18 protein-coding genes and 1 riboswitch are annotated in these 20772 nt (G+C 75.0%); of the genes, 11 read left to right on the top strand and 7 right to left on the bottom strand.

All coding sequences use genetic code 11. The annotated features are described in order from the left end of the window. Positions 1–139: 139 nt before the first annotated feature. The 4 genes from MT994_RS07620 to MT994_RS07605 all read right to left on the bottom strand — a co-directional run bounded on the left by MT994_RS07620 (position 140) and on the right by MT994_RS07605 (position 4334). Positions 140–1231, bottom strand: coding sequence for a DUF2599 domain-containing protein (locus MT994_RS07620; protein WP_354805774.1), 1092 nt, complete (start codon positions 1229–1231; stop codon positions 140–142). Next, a complete protein-coding gene (locus tag MT994_RS07615) occupies positions 1228–1668 on the bottom strand; it encodes an NUDIX hydrolase (RefSeq protein WP_061267120.1) in 441 nt (146 codons plus the stop codon). The genes MT994_RS07620 and MT994_RS07615 overlap by 4 nt, the downstream gene beginning before the upstream one ends. A gap of 23 nt (positions 1669–1691) precedes the next feature. Then, a complete protein-coding gene (locus tag MT994_RS07610) occupies positions 1692–3167 on the bottom strand; it encodes an APC family permease (protein WP_354805773.1) in 1476 nt (491 codons plus the stop codon). A gap of 63 nt (positions 3168–3230) precedes the next feature. Next, on the bottom strand, positions 3231–4334 hold the full coding sequence (locus MT994_RS07605) for an EamA family transporter (RefSeq protein WP_354805772.1): 1104 nt from the start codon (positions 4332–4334) through the stop codon (positions 3231–3233). Positions 4335–4425: 91 nt separating this feature from the next. Here MT994_RS07605 and MT994_RS07600 point away from each other — a divergent pair, with 91 nt between their 5' ends. The 3 genes from MT994_RS07600 to MT994_RS07590 all read left to right on the top strand — a co-directional run bounded on the left by MT994_RS07600 (position 4426) and on the right by MT994_RS07590 (position 6381). Beyond that, positions 4426–5379 (top strand): LysR family transcriptional regulator, encoded by a 954-nt coding sequence (locus tag MT994_RS07600; protein ID WP_354805771.1) that lies wholly within the window; start codon positions 4426–4428, stop codon positions 5377–5379. Further along, positions 5376–5924, top strand: a complete 549-nt coding sequence (locus MT994_RS07595) for a hypothetical protein (protein WP_354805770.1) — start codon at positions 5376–5378, stop codon at positions 5922–5924. Before MT994_RS07600 ends, MT994_RS07595 begins: the two co-directional genes overlap by 4 nt. Positions 5925–5994: 70 nt before the next feature. Continuing rightward, entirely contained in the window at positions 5995–6381 is a 387-nt protein-coding gene (locus MT994_RS07590; RefSeq protein WP_354805768.1) for a DUF1304 domain-containing protein, read from the top strand. Between the two features lie 52 nt (positions 6382–6433). Here the strand turns inward: MT994_RS07590 and MT994_RS07585 are convergent, their stop codons facing one another. Then, entirely contained in the window at positions 6434–6709 is a 276-nt protein-coding gene (locus tag MT994_RS07585) for a hypothetical protein (RefSeq protein ID WP_021482313.1), read from the bottom strand. 163 nt (positions 6710–6872) lie between these two features. On the opposite strand from MT994_RS07585, the gene purL reads away from it, so the two are divergent. Both purL and MT994_RS07575 read left to right on the top strand, forming a co-directional pair. After that, positions 6873–9245, top strand: a complete 2373-nt coding sequence (gene purL / locus MT994_RS07580) for a phosphoribosylformylglycinamidine synthase subunit PurL (RefSeq protein ID WP_354805766.1) — start codon at positions 6873–6875, stop codon at positions 9243–9245. A gap of 231 nt (positions 9246–9476) precedes the next feature. Further along, the gene (locus MT994_RS07575) at positions 9477–10484 is read left to right on the top strand and encodes an endonuclease/exonuclease/phosphatase family protein (protein ID WP_061268349.1); all 1008 of its coding nucleotides are present in this window, start codon (positions 9477–9479) and stop codon (positions 10482–10484) included. A gap of 84 nt (positions 10485–10568) precedes the next feature. On the opposite strand, the gene MT994_RS07570 is transcribed toward MT994_RS07575, so the two are convergent. Together MT994_RS07570 and MT994_RS07565 are read right to left on the bottom strand one after the other, a co-directional pair. Further along, positions 10569–13289 carry an MMPL family transporter gene (locus MT994_RS07570; protein WP_354805764.1) on the bottom strand — a complete coding sequence of 907 codons (2721 nt, stop codon included), beginning with the start codon at positions 13287–13289 and terminating at the stop codon, positions 10569–10571. 101 nt (positions 13290–13390) lie between these two features. Continuing rightward, entirely contained in the window at positions 13391–14113 is a 723-nt protein-coding gene (locus MT994_RS07565; protein WP_354805762.1) for a helix-turn-helix domain-containing protein, read from the bottom strand. Between the two features lie 169 nt (positions 14114–14282). Continuing rightward, positions 14283–14390, top strand: a riboswitch (SAM riboswitch). Positions 14391–14735: 345 nt separating this feature from the next. Between MT994_RS07565 and MT994_RS07560 the strand changes: the two genes are divergently transcribed. Genes MT994_RS07560 through MT994_RS07535 form a run of 6 tightly spaced genes read left to right on the top strand, consistent with a single transcriptional unit; the run spans position 14736 to position 20721 of the window. Further along, positions 14736–15890: an LLM class flavin-dependent oxidoreductase gene (locus MT994_RS07560; RefSeq protein WP_354805761.1), complete on the top strand. Its 1155-nt coding sequence runs from the start codon at positions 14736–14738 to the stop codon at positions 15888–15890. Positions 15891–15907: 17 nt separating this feature from the next. Beyond that, positions 15908–17305, top strand: coding sequence for an NtaA/DmoA family FMN-dependent monooxygenase (locus tag MT994_RS07555; protein ID WP_354805760.1), 1398 nt, complete (start codon positions 15908–15910; stop codon positions 17303–17305). Between the two features lie 59 nt (positions 17306–17364). Next, positions 17365–18264 carry a DUF1684 domain-containing protein gene (locus MT994_RS07550; protein ID WP_354805758.1) on the top strand — a complete coding sequence of 300 codons (900 nt, stop codon included), beginning with the start codon at positions 17365–17367 and terminating at the stop codon, positions 18262–18264. After that, a complete protein-coding gene (locus MT994_RS07545; protein ID WP_354805757.1) occupies positions 18261–18857 on the top strand; it encodes a GNAT family N-acetyltransferase in 597 nt (198 codons plus the stop codon). The genes MT994_RS07550 and MT994_RS07545 overlap by 4 nt, the downstream gene beginning before the upstream one ends. After that, positions 18854–19945: an amino acid ABC transporter permease gene (locus tag MT994_RS07540; RefSeq protein ID WP_076403581.1), complete on the top strand. Its 1092-nt coding sequence runs from the start codon at positions 18854–18856 to the stop codon at positions 19943–19945. The genes MT994_RS07545 and MT994_RS07540 overlap by 4 nt, the downstream gene beginning before the upstream one ends. Beyond that, a complete protein-coding gene (locus tag MT994_RS07535) occupies positions 19942–20721 on the top strand; it encodes an amino acid ABC transporter ATP-binding protein (protein WP_354805755.1) in 780 nt (259 codons plus the stop codon). The genes MT994_RS07540 and MT994_RS07535 overlap by 4 nt, the downstream gene beginning before the upstream one ends. Positions 20722–20772 lie beyond the last annotated feature (51 nt).

Genomic DNA, 20772 nt, shown 5'->3' with positions numbered 1-20772 from the left:
GTCTCCGTCTCGGTCGCCGAGAACGAGGTTCCTGTCGTTCCGAGGCGGATGCCGACAGGAACCTCGTGCTCGACGGGGAGGGACGTCGTGCTCGGCGGCCGAGCCGGTGCACGGGCCGCAGTCGGGTCGACGGCGGTGGTCAGGCGGGGTTGCAGCGCGCGGACATCGTGGCGAGCAGCCCGACGTCGGGCCGCCAGGGCTCGAGGTTCCACGTCGCCTTGTCCGGGGCGCCGACGGCGTGGCACACGAGCTGGTCGTGCATCGTCGGGGTGTCGGCCTCCGGCTCGGCGGCGACGACCTGCGCCCACACGAGCTCCCGGCCCGCCTGCCCCGCGGCGCGGGCCCACGCCGTCGGGTCGACGGCGAGCGACCGGCCGCCCTCGCGCTCGCCCCAGTCGGTGGTCCGCACCGCGCGCGTACCGAGGGGGACGACGACGTCCCACGCCGCCGCGTCGTCCGGCGTCGCGGCCCCGTCCGCGTCCCCGGCGGGAGCGCCCGCCGCGTCGTCCGCGTCCGACGTCGTCCCCGCACTCCCCGCTGTCGCCGTCCCCGCCGTCCCCGCCGTCCCCACGAGCGTCACCTCCGCGCGGTGGGCGTCGACGAGCGCGACCCGGACGCGCGGGGTCCCGGGTGCGGGGGTGCCCGCCGTGGGGCCGGCGTCCGTGCCGTCGACCGTCCCGCTCGCCGTCCCGCTCTCCGCCTCGCTTGCGCTGTTTGCGCCGTCCGCGCCGTGCCGGCCCACGGCGCGCAGGGGGCCGAGCCCGCCGACGGGCGTGCCGCCGTCGTCCAGGACGGTGAGCGTGCCGTCCGCGTGGCGCACGAGCGAGCCGCCCTCCACCGAGACCACGGCGGGGGCGCCCGCGAGGGCGAGCGTGACGTCGGACGCACCCTCGGCGTCGGCCGTGACGCGGGGAGGCGTCGCCCCGCCCGACGTCGGCGGGAGTACGGCGAGCTCGACCGTCGCCGTCCCCACGGGAACGCGCACGGACGCGGGCTCGGTGTCGCCGTGCCGGTCGCCGTCCGGGTCGTCCGCGGCTCCGTCGTCCTCGGTGGTGGCGCCCGGGCCGGGCGACGGGACCTGCACCGGTGCGGACGTCACCACGTCCGGGTCCGGCGCCGGGGTGCCGGGCGTGCACGCGGCGAGCGCGACCGGGAGGAGGACGGCGACGGCGAGCGCGCCCAGCACCGTCGTCCCGGGCCGCCCGCGGGCCACCCGGCGCGGGCGGGTCACGACGGCACGGGGAGCAGGCCGGCCCAGCGGCGGGCCACGTCGACGAGGCCGACGCGGTCCAGCGCGTCGACCTCGTCGGGCGTGAACCAGCCGACGTCGTCGGTCGACTCGTCCTCCTCGACGCGCAGCTCGCCGCCCACCACGTGGGCCCGGTAGACGATGCGGATCGCGTGCAGCGACCGGTCGCGGTCCTCGGGCCGGATCCGGTCGGCGGCGTCGATCACGAGGCTGTCGACGCCGAGCAGGCCGTCGAGCTCGACGTCGTAGCCGGTCTCCTCGCGCACCTCGCGGACGGCCGCGGCGGCGGGGTCCTCGCCCGGGTCGATGCCGCCACCGGGCAGCGTCCAGCCGCCGCGGTCCCCCTCGCTCCAGTGGGGGAGGAGCATCCGGCCGTCCTCGCGGACGACCACGGCGTAGGCGGCGACGCGGATCTGCATGGACCCATCATGCGCGACGGCGGTCACCGCCCCGAGCTGTCGTCGTCGACGTCGTCCTCCAGGCGCGACACGTCGGAGAACGCGATCCGGCGGTGGCGCACCGAGCGGTTGTAGAGCCACGTGACGAACGAGAGCACGACCCCGAGGGCCACGAGCGCGCCCGCGATGACGTACTGCTCCTGCTGCTCGGCGCTGCGGGCCCACGGCCCGGCGAGGTACGCGCACGTGAGGGCGCCGAGCACCGCGAGCCAGGTGCGGGTGCGGAAGTGCTCGTGGTCGACGCGGTCGCGGCGCAGCACGAGGAGCGCGATGTTGACGATCGTGAAGACGACGAGCAGGAGCAGCGACGTCGTCCCGCCCAGGAGGGCGATCGCGTTGGTGCCCGCCGCGGTCCCGGACTGCCGCACGACGTACACGATGAGCGCGAACGCGATGGCCGTCGTCACGAGGATCGCGACCCACGGCGTGCGGCGGAACGGGTGCACCTGGCCGAACGCGCGCGGCAGCACGCCCTGGTTCGCCATGCCGTAGAGCAGGCGGGACGCCATGAGCATGTTGATGAGCGCGGAGTTCGCGACGGCGAACATCCCGATGAACGGGAAGATCGTGTCGAACGGCAGGTTCGGCGCGCCCGCCGCGACGACCTGCGTGAGCGCCGAGCCCTTGGCATCGTCCGTGAGGTCGCCCACGGGGACGAGCGCGACGGCCGTGATCGCGACGAGCACGTAGATCGCGCCCGTGATCGAGAGCCCGGTGAGCATCATGCGCGGGAAGTCCCGCACGGGGTTCTTGCACTCCTCGGCCATGTTCACGGAGTCCTCGAACCCGACCATCGCGAAGAACGCGAGCGTCGTCGCGGCGGTGACGGCGAGGAACACGCTCTTGTCGTCGGCGCTCTCGAACACGACGACGCGCGAGAAGTCGGCGCGGCCCTGCGTCGTCGCCCACAGCCCCACGAAGATGACGAGCAGGAGGCCGGACAGCTCGACGAGCGACAGCACGACGTTCGCCTTGACGCTCTCCCCGACCCCGCGCAGGTTGACGAGCGCGACGAGGGCCATGAAGGCGAGGGCGATGAGCAGGCGCCCGTCGCCGCCCGTCGGCAGCTCGAGCCCGAACCCGTCGGAGACGAACCCCGCGAACGCGTTGGACGCCGTGGAGGCCGACGTGATCCCGGAGCTCATGACCATGAACGCGACGACGAACGTCAGCAGGTGGATGCCGAACGCCTTGTGCGTGTAGAGCGCGGCGCCGGCGGCGCTCGGGTACTTCGTGACGAGCTCGAGGTAGGAGAACGCGGTGATCGTCGCGACGACGAACGCGAGCAGGAACGGCAGCCACGCCGCCCCGCCGACCTCGCCCGCGACCTGGCCGGTGAGCGCGTACACGCCCGTGCCCAGGATGTCCCCGACGATGAACAGCAGGAGCAGCTTGGGCCCCATGACGCGCTTGAGCTCCGGTTGCTGCCGTTCCTGCGTGCGGCCCGCGGTCTCGCTCATGAGAGGCTCCCTCGCGTCTCGGACGTCCCGGACTCCCATGGAACCCCCCGCGCGGGCGTCCTGTCAGCGCGAACGCGCGCGTGTCGCGGTCGGACCGTCGGTCGCGGTCGCGTCGGGGCGCCCGGGAGCGGAGGGCGGGTCGGTCGCGACGAAGGACGCCGCCGCGTCGGGCGCGACCGCCGTGCCGGGCGAGCGCCGCCCGAGGACGCCCGTCGTCGTCGCGACGCCGAGGAGCAGCACGACGCCGCCCACCACCTCGGCCGCGTTCGGCACCTCGTCGAGCACGAGCCACGCGGCGAGCATCCCGACCGGCGGCACGAGCATCGTGAACGGCACGACCGCCGACGCCGGGTACCGCGCGAGGAGCGTGTTCCAGGTCCCGTAGCCCACGAGACTCGCGAGCCAGGCGGTGTAGAGGGTCGACAGGACCGGCGCGAGCGTGAGGTGGGTGAGCGCGTGCCCGACGGCGTCCGGCCCGTCGAGCGCGAGCGACAGCCCGAGCATGGGGACCGGCACCACGAGCGCCGACCACACCGTCATCGACAGCCCCTCCAGCCCGGGCCGCGAGGGAGATCCCTGCCTACGCGAGGTAGAGCCGCGGTCCGGCGAGATAGCTCCCTGGTCACCCGGGGTAGAGCCTTGGTCACGCGAGGGAGAGCCCAGGTCGCGGCGGATGCCGGCGCGTCGGGCGACGACGTTCCCCACCGCCCACGACGCCGCTGCGGCGAGCGTCACGACGAACGCGAGGGCCGGCGTCGAGGCGCTGCGGCCCACGCCGACGACGACCAGCCCGGCCGCCCCGACCAGCACGCCCACGAGCTGCGCGCGCGTCGGGACCTCGCGCAGCGCCGCGGCGGCGAACAGCACGGTGAGCCCGACCTGGGCCTGGAGCACGAGCGACGCGAGCCCGGCGGGCATGCCGAGCGCGAGCGCGGTGTACAGCAGGCCGAACTGGCCGAGGCTCATGAACGTGCCGACGAGCAGCACGTCCCGCCACCGCGCGCGGGGCCGCGGCACGAGGAACACCGCCGGGACCAGGACGACGAGGAAGCGCAGGGCGACGAACAGCGTCGGCGGCACGTCGCCGAGCCCGAGGTCGATGACGACGAAGTTCACGCCCCAGACGACGGCGACGAGGACGGCGAGGAGGGACGGGCGCAGCGGCATGGCATCGAGCGTGCGCCCGCGGCATCGTGCACGTCCAGCGCACAGTCGTGCACGGTTCCCGGTAGCGCCGCTTCCGGATAGCATCGGTCGCATGATCGACCTCGCCGCCGTGGACGCCCTGCTCGCCGTCGAGCGCACCGGCACCGTGCACGCCGCGGCGCGCGACCTCGGGTACACGCCGTCCGCCGTCTCGCAGCAGGTGAAGCGCCTGGAGCGCGACCTCGGCGCGCGCCTGCTCGACCGCGAGGGGCGCGGCGTCGTCCTCACGGCCGCGGGGCGCCGTGTCGTCGAGGAGGGCCGCGCGCTGCGCGAGCAGGTCGAGTCGCTGCGGGCCCGCCTGCACGACGCCGGGGCGCGCCCCACCGGGACCGTGCGCCTCGGGTCGTTCTCGACGGCGGTGCGCGGCGTCGTCGCCCCGCTCCTCGCGCGCGTGCGCGACGACGTGCCGGACCTGCGCCTCGTCGTCGAGGAGACCGAGCCGTGGGACGCCGTCGCGGCCGTCGCGGCGGGCACCCTGGACCTCGCGCTCGTGCACCACTGGGAGGGCGTCGGCCTCGCGCTCCCGCCGAGCCTGCGCGCCGAGGAGCTGTTCCGCGACGAGGCGGACGTGCTCGTGCACGCGTCGAGCCCGCTCGCGGGGCGGGCCGCGCTCACGCCGTCGGACCTGCTCGACGAGACCTGGGTCTGCACGCCCGACGGCACCATCTGCTACGAGTGGTTCTGCCACATGTTCGCGCGCGAGCCGCGCGTCCCGCGCATCGACTTCCGGTGCCTCGAGTTCGCGTCGCAGGTCGAGGTCGTGGCCCAGGACCTCGCCGTCGCGCTCGTGCCGCGTCTCGGGCGCGGCCCGCTGCCGGCCGACGTCGTCGCGGTGCCCGTGCACGAGCCCGTCCCGACCCGCCCGGTCACGGTCGTGTGGCGCGCGACCATGACCGACGCCCCTGCGGTGCGCTACCTGCGCGAACGCCTGCGCGCCGCAGGAACCCGGCACGGGTGCGAGCCGTTAGGCCCCCGGAGCACACCTGCCGACGAAGGGGCACGATGACCGAGCACGCGCCGACCCGACGGGTCGCCGACCCGCGCACCGTGGCGATCGCGGGGCTGTCCACCGTGGCGTGGTACGCCGTGCCCGACGCCGTCCGCCCGCGCTGGGCGCGCGCGCTCGCCAAGACTGCGGTCGCGACGGCCGCCGTCGTGCTGACGTTCACCTCGACGACCGAGGGGACCGAGGCGCGCGAGGGCCTGCGCTCCCTGCGCGACGCCGCCCGCGAGGCGGACGTGGGCGAGACCGGCGCGACGCCCGGGACCACGACCGCCGACGGCGCCCCGCGGGAGGACAACACCTGGGCGACGACCGACGACGACACCACGCCGGTGCCGGCGGGCGTCGCCGTCGCGGGCGCGGCGGCCGGGCTCGCGCTCGCGACGACCCTCGTCGTCGCGGGCGAGAAGTGGGTCTACCGGCGCGGGGAGCGGCTGCGCGACCGCGGCGTGCGGCTCCCGCACACGCGCGTCGGGCTCGTGGTCGGCGCGCTGGCCGTGGCGCTCGCGGCGGCCGAGCCGCTCCTGTGGAACGCTGAGGAGCGCTGAGGCAGCGACACCCGGTCGGTACGCCGGGGTCCGCGCACCGTGCGGCCTCGCGGACCGGGAGGGACCGTCGATGATCGGGTTCGGGCTGGCGCTCGCGGGAGTCGCCGCGGCGATCCACGTGTACATCTTCGTCATGGAGTCGCTCACGTGGACGAGCGCCCGCACGCGCGCCACGTTCGGCACGTCGCCGCAGGAGGCGGCGGCCACGCGCGAGATGGCCTTCAACCAGGGGTTCTACAACCTGTTCCTCGCGGTGCTCGTCGTGCTCGGCATCGTCCTGTACGCGGCGGACCGGCAGGACGTCGGCCTGACGCTCGTGGTCGCGGGGGCCGGGTCCATGGTCGCGGCGGGGCTCGTGCTCCTCGTCTCGTCGCCGTCGAAGGCGCGGGCGGCGCTCGTCCAGCTCGTCCCGCCCGCGCTGGGCGTGCTGGGGGTCGTGCTGGGGCTGACGCTCTGAGCCGTCCCGCGTACCGCGGTGGCCGCGCTCGGAGTCGCGGCCGGGAGGCTGGTCAGCAGGACGCGGCGACGCGCATGGCGCTGAGCATCTCGAGGCGCGACAGGATGCGCTCGCGCTCGGCCTCGAGCTCGTCCCGGTAGCGGCCCTCCGCCGGTTCGACGGTCTCGACGGCCCCGTGGCCCACGTAGGAGCCCGTGCGCCGGGAGTAGCCGTTGAGCTGGCGCTCGACGAGCGTGAGCTCGTGGCCGAGCCGCTCCAGGTGCGGGTCGAGGAGGTCGCTGGTCCTGCTGCGGTCGGTGCCGGACGTCGGTTCGAGAAGGGTGGTCACCCCTCCATCGGAACCCGGAAACCGGGTTTCCGCACGGCGAGACGCTCGTCTCACTTCTCGGCCGCCCGCGACGCGAGACGCGCGGACGGCCTCTCCGCGGGCGCCGGTAGACTGGCCGCGCGCCGTCGTGCGCTCCCCGCTCAGCGCCCACCCGAGGGAAACGATGACCGCCCCCGCACCCCAGGCTTCCGCACGCTCCGAGGCTCGTCCCGCCGCGTCGACGCTCGACACCGTCGAGCACGCCGCCGCCACGCCCGACGAGGTCCAGCCGTTCGCCGAGCTCGGCCTCAAGCCGGACGAGTACCAGCGCATCCGCGACATCCTGGGGCGCCGCCCCACGGCCGCGGAGCTCGCGATGTACTCTGTCATGTGGTCCGAGCACTGCTCGTACAAGTCGTCCAAGGTCCACCTGTCGAAGTTCGGCGCCGCCACCACGGACGAGATGAAGAAGCACCTTCTCGTCGGCATCGGCGAGAACGCGGGCGTCGTCGACATCGGTGACGGCTGGGCCGTGACGTTCAAGGTCGAGTCGCACAACCACCCGTCGTTCGTCGAGCCCTACCAGGGCGCCGCGACGGGCGTCGGCGGCATCGTGCGCGACATCATCTCCATGGGCGCGCGCCCCGTCGCCGTCATGGACCAGCTCCGCTTCGGCGCCGTCGACCACCCGGACACGGCGCGCGTCGTGCACGGCGTCGTGAGCGGCGTCGGCGGGTACGGCAACAGCCTCGGCCTGCCGAACATCGGCGGCGAGCTCGTCTTCGACTCCTCGTACCAGGGCAACCCGCTCGTCAACGCGCTGTGCCTCGGCGTGCTGCGCCACGAGGACATCCACCTCGCCAACGCCTCGGGCGTCGGCAACAAGGTCGTGCTGTTCGGCGCCCGCACGGGCGGCGACGGCATCGGCGGCGCCTCGATCCTCGCCTCGGAGACGTTCGAGGACGGCGTGCCAGCCAAGCGTCCGAGCGTCCAGGTGGGCGACCCCTTCATGGAGAAGGTCCTCATCGAGTGCTGCCTCGAGCTCTACGCGGCGCAGGTCGTGGAGGGCATCCAGGACCTCGGTGCCGCCGGCATCTCGTGCGCGACGTCGGAGCTCGCCTCGAACGGCGACGGCGGCATGCACGTGTGGCTCGACGACGTCCTGCTGCGCGACCCCACGCTCAACGCGGGCGAGATCCTCATGTCCGAGTCGCAGGAGCGCATGATGGCGGTCGTCGCGCCGGAGAAGCTCGACGAGTTCCTCGCCATCACCGCCAAGTGGGACGTCGAGACCGCCGTCATCGGCGAGGTCAACGACTCCGGGCGCCTGACGATCGACCACCACGGCGAGCGCATCGTCGACGTCGACCCGCGGACCGTCGCGCACGAGGGCCCGGTGTACCACCGCCCGTACGCGCGCCCGTCGTGGCAGGACGGGCTCAACGCCCGCACCGTGGACGCCGACGCGCTCGCCCGCCCCGAGACCGGCGACGAGCTCCGCGCGACGGCCCTGCGCCTCCTCGCGTCGCCGAACCTCGCGTCCAAGGAGTGGGTGACGAACCAGTACGACCGGTTCGTCCAGGGCAACACCGCGCTCGCGCAGCCCGACGACTCGGGCGTGGTCCGCGTCGACGAGAGCACGGGCCTCGGCGTCGCGCTCGCGACGGACGCGAACGGCCGCTACGGCAAGCTCGACCCGCGCACGGGCGCCCGCCTCGCGCTCGCCGAGGCGTACCGCAACGTCGCGACGACGGGCGCCCGCCCGCTCGCCGTGACCGACTGCCTCAACTTCGGCTCGCCCGAGGACCCCGACTCGATGTGGCAGCTCGTCGAGGCGATCGAGGGCCTCGCGGACGCGTGCCGCGAGCTCGGCGTCCCCGTGACGGGCGGCAACGTGTCGCTCTACAACGGGACCGGCGAGCCGGGGCAGATCGACTCCTCGATCCACCCGACCCCGGTCGTGGGCGTGCTCGGCGTGCTCGACGACGTCGCCCACGCCACGCCGTCGGGCTGGCGCGAGACGGGGGAGAGCATCTACCTCCTCGGCACCACGCGCGCGGAGCTCGACGGCTCGGCGTGGGCCGACGTCGAGCACGGCCACCTGGGCGGCGTGCCCCCGCGGGTCGACCTCGCGGCCGAGAAGGCGCTCGCCGGCGTGCTCGTCAACGCGAGCCGCGACGACCTCGTGTCGGCCGCGCACGACCTCTCCGAGGGCGGGCTCGCGCAGGGGCTCCTCGAGGCGTCGCTGCGCTTCGGCGTCGGGGCCACCGTGTCGCTCGACGCGCTGACCGAGCGCGACGGCGTCACGCCGTTCGAGGCGCTGTTCTCCGAGTCGACGGCCCGCGCGCTCGTCGCGGTGCCCCGCGGCGAGGAGTCCAAGCTCGTCGACGCGTGCGTCGCGCGCGGCGTCCCCGTCCTGAAGATCGGCGAGACGGGCACCGAGCCCGGCGCCGTCGCCGAGTCGGGCGAGGCGCTCGAGGTCGCGGGCCTGTTCACCGTCCCGCTCAGCGAGGCGGACGCGGCCTTCCGCGGCACGCTGCCGGCCATCTTCGGCTGACACCCGCTCCACCGACGCCCCGGTCACCACGTGGTGACCGGGGCGTCGTCGTCCGGTCCCGGTCCAGCCCTCGGTCGAGCACGAGGTTGGCGTCGGGACGGACCCCGGAACGACGGCAACCTCGTGCTCGGCGGACGGAGGGGACGGGCGGGTGGGCGGGTTCGGTGGAGATCACCGGGCGGGCCGGTGGGGCGGGTCGCGGCGGCGGGGCGGCGCTGCGAGAGTCCGGGCATGACCTCGGCCACCACGCGCCTCCCGCCCGCGCGCGTCACGACGCGGCGCCGACCGGGCGGCCGACCCCTCACGGTCGTGCTCGCCACGGGCGTCGTCGCCGTGCTCCTCCTCACGCTCGTGCGCATGCTGCCCGACGACGCGTGGACGCCCGTCGCGCAGCTCGTCGGGTTCACGCCGTTCGTCGCCCTGGGCGCCGCCGTCGGGCTCGTGCTCACGCTGCTCGCGCGCCGGTGGCTGCTCGCGGCGCTGCTCGCCGTCTGCGTCACCGTGCAGGCGGTGTGGCTCGTGCCCGCGTTCGTGCCCGGCCCCGCGCCGCCCGACGACGCGGTGACGCTGCGCGTCATGGGTGCCAACACCTGGTACGGCGCGGCGGACGCGGAGGCGCTCGTCGACCTCGTCCGCACCGAGGACGTGCAGGTGCTCGCCGTGCTGGAGCTCACGACGGACCTGCGCGAGCGGCTCGTCGCGGCGGGGATCGAGGACGTGCTGCCGTACAGCGCCGACGGCAAGGTCGGGCGCGGCGCCATGGGCAGCGGGCTGTGGAGCGCGCTGCCGCTCCGCGACGTGGACGTCGAGCCGTTCTCGAACGACGCGATGCCGTCGGCGACGGTGGAGGTCGACGGCGTCCCGGTGCGGGTCACCGCGGTGCACCCGATCCCGCCGATCCCGGAGTACGTCGACATCTGGCACGAGGAGACGGACGCGCTCGCCGAGCGCGCGCACGGCGACCCGCTGCCCCAGGTGCTCGTCGGCGACTTCAACTCCACCCACGACCACGCGACGTTCCGCCGGCTGCTGGGCGACCGGTTCCACGACGCGTCGCGCGCCTCGGGCGGCGGGCTCGACCTGTCGTGGTCGCCGCGCCCCGGCGTCGTGCCGCCGGTGCTCAACCTCGACCACGTGGTGACCGACCGTGAGAACGTCGTGACCGACGTCGGCTCCCTGCACGTCGTGGGCAGCGACCACCGCGCGATCGTCGCGACGGTGCACGTGCCCCGCCCCTGACGACGACGGACCCGGCACCACCGGCCGACGAGCGGGCTCGCTCGTCGACCGGTGGCACCGGGTCCGGTGCGGGGCTCCGCGGCCTCAGCCGCGCGCGGTCTCCGGCTCGGTCGCGTCCGGGCCGGTGGTGCCCGGCTCGGTGCCGGCGTCGGGCGCGCCGCCCTGGGCCGCCGGGTCGGTCGACCCGTCGAGGTGGTGCGGGTGCCGGCGCTCGAGCGCGGCGCCCTCCACGTCGACGTCGGGCAGGATGCGGTCGAGCCAGCGGGGGAGCCACCACGCCTTGTCGCCCACGAGGTGCATGAGCGCCGGGACGAGCAGCATCCGCACGACGAACGCGTCGACCAGCACGCCGAACGCGAGCGCGAACCCGATGGGCCGGATCATCGCGCTGTGCGAGAAGACGAACCCGCCGAAGACGGAGATCATGATGATCGCCGCGGCCGTCACCACGGCCCGGCCCGCGCGGACGCCCTGCACGATCGCGACGCGCGCGGGGGCGCCGTGCGCGTACGCCTCGCGCATCCCCGAGCCGAGGAAGAGCTGGTAGTCCATCGCGAGGCCGAACAGGATGCCGACGAGGATAGTGGGCAGGAAGTTGAGGATCGGGCCCGGCGTCTCGACGCCGAACACCCCCGCGAGCCAGCCCCACTGGTAGATCGCGACGACCCCGCCGAGCGCGGCGAAGTACGACAGGATGAAACCGAGCGTCGCGACGACCGGCACGAAGATCGACCGGAACACGAGCACGAGGATGACGAGCGACAGCCCGACGACGACCGCGAGGTAGATCGGCAGGGCCTGCGCGAGCTTCTGCGAGATGTCGATGTTGCCGCTGGCCGAGCCCGCGACGTCGAGCGTGACCTCGCCGTCGAGCGGCTCGAGGGCGCGCAGCGCGTGCACGAGCTCCTCGGTGGACTCGCTCGTCGGGCCCTCGGCCGGGATCACCTGGAACGCCGCGACCGTGCGGTCCTCGGACGTCCCGATCGGGGCGACCGCCACGACGTCGTCCTGCGCGAACAGCTCCTCGGCCACGCCGACCTGGTACTCGAGCGCCTCGGCCTGGGTGGGCTCGCCCGGCAGGTCGGCGACGACGAGCAGCGGCCCGTTCGTGCCCTCGCCGAACTCCTCGGCGACGGTCGAGTACGCGCGGTACTGCGTGGAGTCGTGCGCCTCGGACGAGCCGTCGGGCAGGTTGGTCCGCAGGTCGAGCGCGGGCAGGGCGATCACGCCGAGCGCGACGACGGAGAGCAGGGCCGTTCCCACCGCGCGGACGGTCGACATGGGGCGCACGGGCTCCGCGGCGGGCAGGCCGCCCGCGGCGCCCGGCTCCGACGACGCGGTCCCGGCCGACGCGCCCGTCGACGCGCCCGTCGAGGCGCCCGACGACGCGGCGGGCCCGGCGAGCGCGGCGCGCTCGCGGCGGCTGAGGATCCGCGGGCCGATCATGCCGAGCAGGGCCGGCGTGAGCGTGACGGCGATGAGGACGGCGATCGCGACGCACAGCGCACCGACCGTGCCCATGAGGCCGAGGAACGGGATGCCGGTGACGTTGAGCGCGAGCAGCGCGATGAGCACCGTCGCCCCGGCGAACACGACCGCGTTGCCCGACGTGCCGTTCGCGAGCGCGATCGACTCGTGCAGCTCGTCGCCCTGCTTGAGCTGGCGCCGGTGCCGGTTGACGATGAACAGCGAGTAGTCGATCCCGACGGCGAGCCCCAGCATGAGGCCGAGCACCGGCGTCACCGACGACATCTCCACCACCCCGGACAGCGACATCGCGGCGAGCGCGCCGATCCCGACCCCGATGAGTGCCGTGAGGATCGGCAGGCCTGCGCCCACGAGCGTCCCGAGCATGACGACGAGCACGATCGCCGCGACGACGAGGCCGACGGCCTCGCCCACGCCGAACACCTGCGGCACGCCCTGGGCGATGTCGGACGAGAAGTCGGTCTGGACGCCGTCGACCGGGTCGTCGGCGAAGACAGCCACGAGGTCGTCCTTCGTCTGCTGGTCGATGCTCATGTTCGGCTCGGTGAACGTCACGTTCGCGACCGCCGCGCTCCCGTCCGTGGACACGAGGCGGATGTCGGACGCCATGTCGAGCAGGGGAGCGGAGAGCTCGAGCTGCGCGGACTGCTCCTCGAGCGTCGCGCTCTGGTCCTCCAGCGCGGTGACCTGCTGGTCGAGCGTCGTGGCCTGCGACTCGAGCGTGGCGCGGCCCGCGTCGATCTCGGCCTGCTGCGCGTCGAGCTGCGGCGCCGCCTGCTCCAGCGCGCCCGCGGCCTCCGCCTGGGCACGTGCGGCGTCGAGCTCGGCCTGGCCCGCGTCGAGCTGGGCGCGCGCGGCGTCGACCTGCTCCTGCGCGGCGGCGAGCTGCGCGCGGCCGTCCTCGATCTGCTCGCGTCCCGCGGCGATCTGGGTGCGGCCGTCGTCGATCTGCTTCCGCTGGTCGGCGAGCTCCTCCTGCGTCGCGAACGGGTCGACGACCGACGCGACGCCGTCGACCTCCTCCGCCGCGGCGAAGCGGTCCGCGATCGCCGCCTCCTGCTCGGGCGTGAACGGGGCGCCGTCGTCCGTCGCGAAGACGATCGTGCCGCTCCCGCCCGACGCCTCGGGCAGCGCGGTCTGGAGCCGCTCGGTGACGTCGGCGGTCGGGGTGCCGGGGATCGAGAAGCTGCTGGCGAGCGTGCCGCCGAACGCGACGAACGCCGCCCCGGCGAGCACGAGCACCGCGAGCCACGCGGCGAGGACGGTCCGCGCGCGGCGCGCGCACGCGCGGCCGAGGCGGTAGAGGAGTTCAGCCATGAGGGTCCTTCGGTGGGAGTCCGGTGGCGGGTGGCGGGTGTGCCCGGGATGGCGGGGGTGATGCTGCGGGAGAGGTGGTCGCGGGGAGTTTGCGGCTCGCGTCAGGCGGGGTCCGCCCAGCCGGCGCGGATCCGTTCGACGAGGCGGTCGAGCAGGCCCGACCACACCGCGCGCGAGGCGTCGTCGTCGGCGGCGCCGGTCTCGGCCCACCAGCGACGCTGGATGACGAGGACCCCGGCCATCAGCGCGCCCACCAGCATCTCGATCTCGAGCGGGTCGACGTCCGGGTGCCGGCGCGTGGTCGCCGCGACGAGGCGCTCGGCGAGGTGGGTGAAGGTGCGCACGACCATCGTCGTGACGCGCGGCGTGGGCTCGGTCGCGGTACCGCCGAGGGCGCGCGTGAGGTAGGCCATGGGGCCGACGAGGTCCGTGCCGCGCAGCGCCGCGGTGACGTCGTCGAGGGGCGTGGGGCGGTCGGTGCCCGGCTCGGCCGCGCTCGCCCCGAGCGTCTCGACGACGGTGCCCAGCACGTCCTCGCAGACCTCGACGACGACGTCGTCGAGCGACGCGAAGTGGTTGAAGATCGTGCGGCGCGCGACGTCGGCGCGGGCCGCGAGCTCGTCGACGGTGAAGCGCGCGCCGCCCTTCTCCTCCATGAGCGTCGCGGCGGCGGCGACGATCGCACGGCGGTGGCGCGCGCGCAGAGCAGCGCGACGGTCGGGGGCCGCGGCGTCCGGGCCGGGGACGTCCGCGCTCGGCGCGTCCGGGGTCACGGCGCCCGTCGCGGGCGCGGTCGGGCGCTCGGGTCCGGGGAGGAGAGGCACCTCTTGACACTAGGTGCATCGATGCACTCGGTGCAAACGGGCGCTTCTGCTGCTCAAAGTTGACCGATCGAGTCCAGTATGTGGGAAGGTCCCGGCGGTGCGTTGACACCCTCTCCGACCGCTCGTAGGTTCCCGGCAACCGAGGTCCACGGACCCCGGCACAGGACATGGTCATGAGCTCCGACGCGAAGCCCCGGCTCGTCGGACGGCAACCCTCCCGCGTGGCGGGGTGCCCCGGGTGAGGACCAGGTCCCGCGTCGCGCGGCCTGCGCGGTGCGGGGCAACACGCGGCGCCCGGAGACGGGCACGAAGGAGACGGACGATGGACCGGCGAGAGTCGAGCACCGCGGTGAGCACCCCGCACGCGCCGACGTGCCCCTGTCCGGTCCGCGCTGCGGCCGTCGTCTCCTGTCCGGTCGGCGCCCCCGTGCGCGTCACCTGTTGTCGCTGACGACGCCCCGCTCCTGACGCCGCGCGCTCCCGCGCGCACGCCCTGACGGGCCTCCCTCCGGTCTCCCCGGCCCCGCCCTGCCGTCCCGCGGCGGGGCGACCCTGCCCACCCCCGGCACCCCGCCGCGCCCTGAGCGCGCCGCCGGCGCCTGTCCCAGAACGGATCCTCGCGATGCCCGACCCCCGCCCCGCCCGCACCGTCCACCTGGGCGTCGACCTCACCGACGCCGGTGCGCACCCCGCCGCCTGGCGGACCGTGGGCTCCCAGGCCCAGCGCCTGTTCGACGCCAAGCGCCTCGTCGAGCTCGTGGCCACGGCCCAGCGCGGCCTGCTCGACCTCGTCACGCTCGACGACGCGTTCACCCTCCAGCCGGGCCGCAACGGGTCCGTGCGCGGCCGGCTCGACGCCGCGCTCGTCGCGTCCCGCCTCGCGCCGCGCAGCGCGGGCATCGGCCTCGTCCCGACCGTCACCACCACGCACACCGAGCCGTTCCACGTCTCCAAGGCGGTCGCGACGATCGACCACGTGAGCTCCGGCCGCGCGGGATGGCAGGTCGGGTGGTCCACGACCCCGGCCGAGGCCGCGGCCTTCGGGCGCAAGGGCGCCCAGGACGAGCCCGACGCCGTGGCCGAGGCGGACGAGGCGGTCGAGGTCGTCACGCGGCTGTGGGACTCGTGGGAGGACGACGCCGAGATCCGCGACGTCGCGACGGGCCGGTTCGTGGACCGCGAGAAGCTGCACTACGTCGACCACGAGGGCATCCGGTTCGCGGTCAAGGGGCCGTCGATCGCGCCGCGCCCGCCGCAGGGCCAGCCGCCCGTCGTCGTGCGGGCGAGCACGCCGGCGTCGCTCGACCTCGCGGCCCGGCGGGCCGACGTCGTGCGGGTCCGCGCGGCGACGCGGGACGAGGCGGTCGCGCTGCGGGCGCAGGTGCGCGACGCCGCCGCGGACGCCGGGCGCGACCCCGACGGGCTGCGGGTCCTCGTGGACGCGTACGTCGTCGTGGGGGACACGCGCGCGAGCGCGCAGGCCCGCCTCGACCTGCTCGAGGACCTCGAGGGCGTCTCGTGGGACACCGACTCGCTGACGCACGTCGGCACGGCGCGCGACCTCGCGGCGACGGTCGAGGAGTGGGCGCACGCCGGTGCCGCCGACGGCTTCCTGCTGCGGCCGTCGTCGCTGAGCACGGACCTCGACGCGATCGTCGACGGGGTCGTGCCGCTGCTCCAGGGCGTGGGGCTGTTCCGCACCGCGTACCCGGGCACGACGCTGCGCGACACGCTCGGCCTCCCGCACCCCGCGAACCGCTACGCGGCGATCGCCTGAGCCCGGACGGACGCGACATGAGCACCCGACCCCGCAAGCAGATCCACCTCGGCGCCCACTTCCCGGGCGTCAACAACACCACGGTGTGGAGCGACCCCCGCTCGCGCAGCCAGATCGACTTCGCGTCGTTCGAGCACCTCGCGCGTCGCGCCGAGGACGCGAGGCTCGACTTCTTCTTCCTCGCCGAGGGCCTGCGCCTGCGCGAGCACAAGGGCCGCATCCACGACCTCGACGTCGTCGGCCGCCCCGACACGCTGCCCGTCCTCGCCGCGCTCGCCGCCGTCACGGAGCGGCTCGGCCTCGCGGGCACGATCAACACGACGTTCAACGAGCCGTGGGAGCTCGCGAAGCAGTTCGCGACGCTCGACCTGCTCTCCGAGGGCCGCGCGGCGTGGAACCTCGTGACGAGCCCCGACGCCTTCACGGGCGCCAACTTCCGCCGCGGCGGGTACCTGCCCTACCCCGAGCGGTACGCGCGGGCGGCCGAGGTCGTCGAGGTCGCGCGCGCCCTGTGGGACTCGTGGGACGACGACGCCGTGCTGGCCGACCGGATCGCGGGCGAGTTCCTGCGGCCCGGCGCGGTGCGGCCGGTCGCGCACCACGGGACGTACGCGGACGTCGTCGGGCTGTTCGAGACGCCGCGCGGCCCGCAGGGTCACCCCGTCCTGTTCCAGGCGGGCGACTCGGCCGACGGGCGCGACTTCGCCGCCGCGACCGCCGACGTCGTGTTCTCCGCGCACTCGACGTTCGACGCCGGGCGCGCGTTCTACGAGGACGTCAAGGGGCGGCTCGCGGCGCACGGGCGCGAGCGCGACTCCCTGAAGATCCTGCCCGCGACCGTCGTCGTGCTGGGCGACACGCCCGCCGAGGCGGAGGAGCGCGCCCGGGAGATCCGGCTCCAGCAGGTCTCGGGCCCGACGGCGATCGCGTTCCTCGAGCAGGTCTGGGGCCGCGACCTCGAGGCGTACGACCCCGAGGGCCCGCTGCCCGACGTCGACCCCGACACCGAGAACCCGTCGATCACGCGCGGCCGGGTGCGGCACGCGAAGGACCCGGCGGCGGTCGCCGCGGCGTGGCGCGAGCAGGCCGAGGCGAACGGCTGGTCGATCCGCGAGCTCGTCATCCAGGTGACGTCGCGCGGCGGGTTCGTCGGCACGCCGCAGCAGGTCGCGGACGACATCGACCGCCACGTGCAGGAGGACGCCTCCGACGGCTTCATCCTCGTGCCCCACCTCACGCCGGGCGGGCTCGACGACGTCTTCGACCAGGTCGTCCCGCTGCTCCAGGAGCGCGGCTCGTTCCGCACGGAGTACGCGGGCACGACCCTGCGCGAGCACCTCGGCCTCGCCCGCCCCGGCGCGACGCGCGGCGACGGCGAGCCCACGACGGCGCACCCCGCCGAGCTCGTCGGCTGACCGCCGCCGGCACCGCGGCGACCACCGCACCGACCACCCGCACCGACCTCGGAGGACCCATGAGCACGAGCACGCCGACCGCCACGGGCGCCGTGGCCACCGCACCCGCCGACCCCGTCGCGTCCGCGTCGCCCGACGCCGCCGCGTGGGCCGCCTGGCACGCCGACCGCGAGGACGGGCTGCGCCCGCCGCACGGCTGGCTGAGCCTCGTCGCGTACCACGCGCTCCCGGCCGAGCCCGCCGCCCTCCCGGGTGTCCCGGGGCTCTGGTGGGCCGACGCCGACGGCGCGCACCACCGCGCGGGCGAGGGCGGCGCCGTCCGGACGACGACGGGCAGCGTCGTCGGGACCGTCGTCGTCGCGGAGGGCGGGTCGACGCTCGCGGGCACGTTCCTCCCGGACGGCCGGGACGCGGGCGACCCGGCGGACGGCGGCGAGACGCGCGAGGTCGCGGTGGAGGTCGTGCACCGCACGGGCCGCTACGCCGTCCGCGTGCGCGACCCGCTCGCCCCGGCCCGGACGGCGTTCGACGGCGTCCCGACGTTCCCCTACGACGCCGCCTGGGTCGTCGACGCGCCGGTGCGCTGGTACGACGCGCCGCGGCCCGTCGTCGTCGGCGCGGCCCGGCCCGGCCTCGTGCACCACGTGCGCACGGTCGGCGAGGTCGACCTCGTCGTCGAGCGCGACGGCGCCCGGCGCGGCGCGACGCTCGCCCTCACCGGCGCGCCGGGCGGTGCGGTGACGCTGCTCTTCAGCGACGAGGCGGACGGCGTCGCCCCCTGGCGGGTCCTGCGCGTGGACGCCGACGCGGTGCCCGGCACCGAGGGGAGCGTGCGCCTCGACCTCAACCGGGCCGTCAACCTGCCGTACGCGTTCAGCGACTTCGGCACGTGCCCGGCGCCGGTCGAGGGCAACCACGTGCCGTTCGCCGTCACCGCGGGTGAGAGGGCACCCCGGTGACCGCGGTCGCCGCGCGTCCCGCCACGGTGAGCGGGGCGCGCGAGGTCCGGTCCGTCGCGATGCACGACCCGCTCGTGCGGCCGCTCCTCGACGAGCTCTCCCACGAGTACTGGACGCGGTACCAGCGCGTGCTCACCGCCGAGGAGCTCCGCGCCGAGATGGAGCACTACCCCGCGCAGGACTTCGCGGCGCCGCACGGCGAGCTCGTGCTGGTGCTGGAGGACGGCGAGCCCGTCGCGGGCGGCGCGTTCCGCCGTCGGGCCGAGCCGGAGCTCGGCGACCCGGCGCGCCTCACCCGGCCGGCCGCGCGCCGCGCCGACGGGACGCCCGCCGTGCGCACCGCCGAGCTCAAGCGGATCTGGACGCACTCGGCGCACCGGCGCCGCGGGCTGGCGCGCCTCGTGCTCGCCGAGCTCGAGCGCCGGGCCGTCGAGCGCGGCTACCGGCGCGTGTACCTCACGACGGGCCCGCGCCAGCCCGAGGCCGCCGGTCTGTACCTCGCGACCGGCTACACGCCCCTGTTCGACACCGGGACCGATCCCGAGGAGATCGGCCCGCTCGCCTTCGAGAAGTGGTTGGAGGTCGCGCCATGAGCACCGTGTCGCTCCCGCAGGACGAGTCCCGGCAGCTCGCGCCGCCGTCGGGCCGGCACCCCGCCGACCCGCGCGGCGGTGTCGAGGACGCGCTGCCGCTCGAGAGCCTGCGCATCGTCCCCGCCCGGCACCCGGGCCGCTGGGTCGCGACGGCCGGCGTGGCCGTGCTCCTCGCCATGGTCGTCAGCTCGCTCGTGACGAACGACCGCTGGGAGTGGGGCGTCGTCGCGCAGTACCTCACCTGGCCCTCGATCCTCGAGGGCGCGTGGGCGACGATCCGGCTCACGCTCGTCGCGTCGGTCGTCGGGTTCGCGCTCGGCACCGTGCTCGCGCTCATGCGGCTGTCGCGCTCGCCGCTCCTGCAGTCGGTCTCGTGGACGTACACGTGGGTGTTCCGGTCCGTGCCGCTGCTGCTCCAGCTCCTGCTCTGGTACAACCTCGCCTACCTGTACCCGTACCTGAGCGTCGGCATCCCCTTCGGGCCGGAGTTCCTGTACTTCGACACGCTGTCCGTGATCGACAAGTTCTGGGCCGCGATCCTCGGGCTCGGGCTCTCGCAGGCCGCGTACTCGGCCGAGATCGTGCGGGCCGGGATCCTCTCGGTCGACCAGGGGCAGCAGGAGGCCGCCGCGTCGCTCGGCATCCCCAAGCGCCGCCAGGTGAGCCGCATCATCCTGCCGCAGGCGATGCGCTCCATCATCCCGACGGCCGTCAACGAGGTGATCGGGCTGCTCAAGGGCACGTCGATCGTCTACGTGCTGGCGTACGGCGAGCTGTTCTACATCGTCAGCGTCATCTACGGCCGCAACGGCCGCGTCGTGCCGCTGCTCATCGTCGCGTCGATCTGGTACCTCGTGCTGACGACGCTCATCACGGTCGTCCAGTACTACGTCGAGCGGCACTACGCGAAGGGCGCGGTGCGCACGCTGCCCCCGACCCCGCTCCAGAAGGCGCGGTGGACCGTGCTCGTCTGGGCGTCGCGGCTCTCCGGCCGCCCCGTGCCCGACGCCGTCCCGCCCGCGTACGCGGCCCGCGCCCGGGTGGGCGTGCTGACCCGCACCGCGCGCACGTCGGGAGGTGCGGCATGAGCGCCGACGTCGCGACCGCCGGGCTCGTCGAGATCCACGGCGTCCACAAGAGCTTCGGCACCCTCGAGGTGCTGCGCGACGTGTCGCTCACCGTGGCGCCCGGGTCCGTGACGGTCGTGCTCGGCCCGTCCGGCTCCGGGAAGTCGACGCTGCTGCGCGCGATCAACCACCTGGAGAAGGTCGACAAGGGGTTCATCTCGCTCGACGGCGAGCTCATCGGGTACCGCCGCAAGGGCAGCACCCTGCGCGAGCTCAAGGAGCGCGAGATCCTCGGCCAGCGCACCCAGATCGGGTTCGTCTTCCAGAGCTTCAACCTCTTCCCGCACCTCACCGCGCTCGAGAACGTCGTCGAGGCGCCGGTCTCCGCGCAGCGCCGGCGCCGCGAGGACGTCGAGCCCGAGGCCCGCGCGCTGCTGGAACGCGTCGGGCTCGCGGACAAGGCCGACGCCCGGCCGCGCCAGCTCTCCGGCGGGCAGCAGCAGCGCGTCGCCATCGCCCGTGCGCTCGCGCTGCGGCCCAAGGTGCTCCTGTTCGACGAGCCCACCTCGGCGCTCGACCCCGAGCTCGTCGGGGAGGTGCTCGAGGTCATCAAGGACGTCGCGAGCACCGGCACGACGCTCGTCGTCGTCACGCACGAGATCGGCTTCGCCCGCGAGGTCGCCGACACCGTCGTGTTCATGGACGACGGCGTCGTCGTGGAGCAGGGCACGCCCGCCGAGGTGCTCGACCACCCGCGCCACGACCGCACCCGGGCCTTCCTCCAGAAGGTCCTCTGAACCACCGACCTCCACCGACGCCCACCGTCGTGACCCGCGACCGGCCGCCCG

The sequence above is a fragment of the Cellulosimicrobium sp. MI9406 genome, from assembly GCF_040595865.1.
In the GTDB taxonomy this organism is placed as follows: domain Bacteria; phylum Actinomycetota; class Actinomycetes; order Actinomycetales; family Cellulomonadaceae; genus Cellulosimicrobium; species Cellulosimicrobium funkei.
The sequence above is the reverse complement of the archived record's forward strand: the minus strand, read 5'-3'. Positions and strand labels throughout refer to the sequence as shown.

What these genes read in the sequence shown, in the direction of transcription:
- MT994_RS07560 (WP_354805761.1), top strand. Translation starts at nt 14,736, where the DNA reads ATGCCCGACCCCCGCCCCGCCCGCACCGTCCACCTGGGCGTCGACCTC.
- MT994_RS07610 (WP_354805773.1), bottom strand. Translation starts at nt 3,167, where the DNA reads ATGAGCGAGACCGCGGGCCGCACGCAGGAACGGCAGCAACCGGAGCTC.
- MT994_RS07605 (WP_354805772.1), bottom strand. Translation starts at nt 4,334, where the DNA reads ATGCCGCTGCGCCCGTCCCTCCTCGCCGTCCTCGTCGCCGTCGTCTGG.
- MT994_RS07615 (WP_061267120.1), bottom strand. Translation starts at nt 1,668, where the DNA reads ATGCAGATCCGCGTCGCCGCCTACGCCGTGGTCGTCCGCGAGGACGGC.
- MT994_RS07575 (WP_061268349.1), top strand. Translation starts at nt 9,477, where the DNA reads ATGACCTCGGCCACCACGCGCCTCCCGCCCGCGCGCGTCACGACGCGG.
- MT994_RS07570 (WP_354805764.1), bottom strand. Translation starts at nt 13,289, where the DNA reads ATGGCTGAACTCCTCTACCGCCTCGGCCGCGCGTGCGCGCGCCGCGCG.
- MT994_RS07540 (WP_076403581.1), top strand. Translation starts at nt 18,854, where the DNA reads ATGAGCACCGTGTCGCTCCCGCAGGACGAGTCCCGGCAGCTCGCGCCG.
- MT994_RS07590 (WP_354805768.1), top strand. Translation starts at nt 5,995, where the DNA reads ATGATCGGGTTCGGGCTGGCGCTCGCGGGAGTCGCCGCGGCGATCCAC.
- purL (WP_354805766.1), top strand. Translation starts at nt 6,873, where the DNA reads ATGACCGCCCCCGCACCCCAGGCTTCCGCACGCTCCGAGGCTCGTCCC.
- MT994_RS07550 (WP_354805758.1), top strand. Translation starts at nt 17,365, where the DNA reads ATGAGCACGAGCACGCCGACCGCCACGGGCGCCGTGGCCACCGCACCC.
- MT994_RS07535 (WP_354805755.1), top strand. Translation starts at nt 19,942, where the DNA reads ATGAGCGCCGACGTCGCGACCGCCGGGCTCGTCGAGATCCACGGCGTC.
- MT994_RS07600 (WP_354805771.1), top strand. Translation starts at nt 4,426, where the DNA reads ATGATCGACCTCGCCGCCGTGGACGCCCTGCTCGCCGTCGAGCGCACC.
- MT994_RS07555 (WP_354805760.1), top strand. Translation starts at nt 15,908, where the DNA reads ATGAGCACCCGACCCCGCAAGCAGATCCACCTCGGCGCCCACTTCCCG.
- MT994_RS07595 (WP_354805770.1), top strand. Translation starts at nt 5,376, where the DNA reads ATGACCGAGCACGCGCCGACCCGACGGGTCGCCGACCCGCGCACCGTG.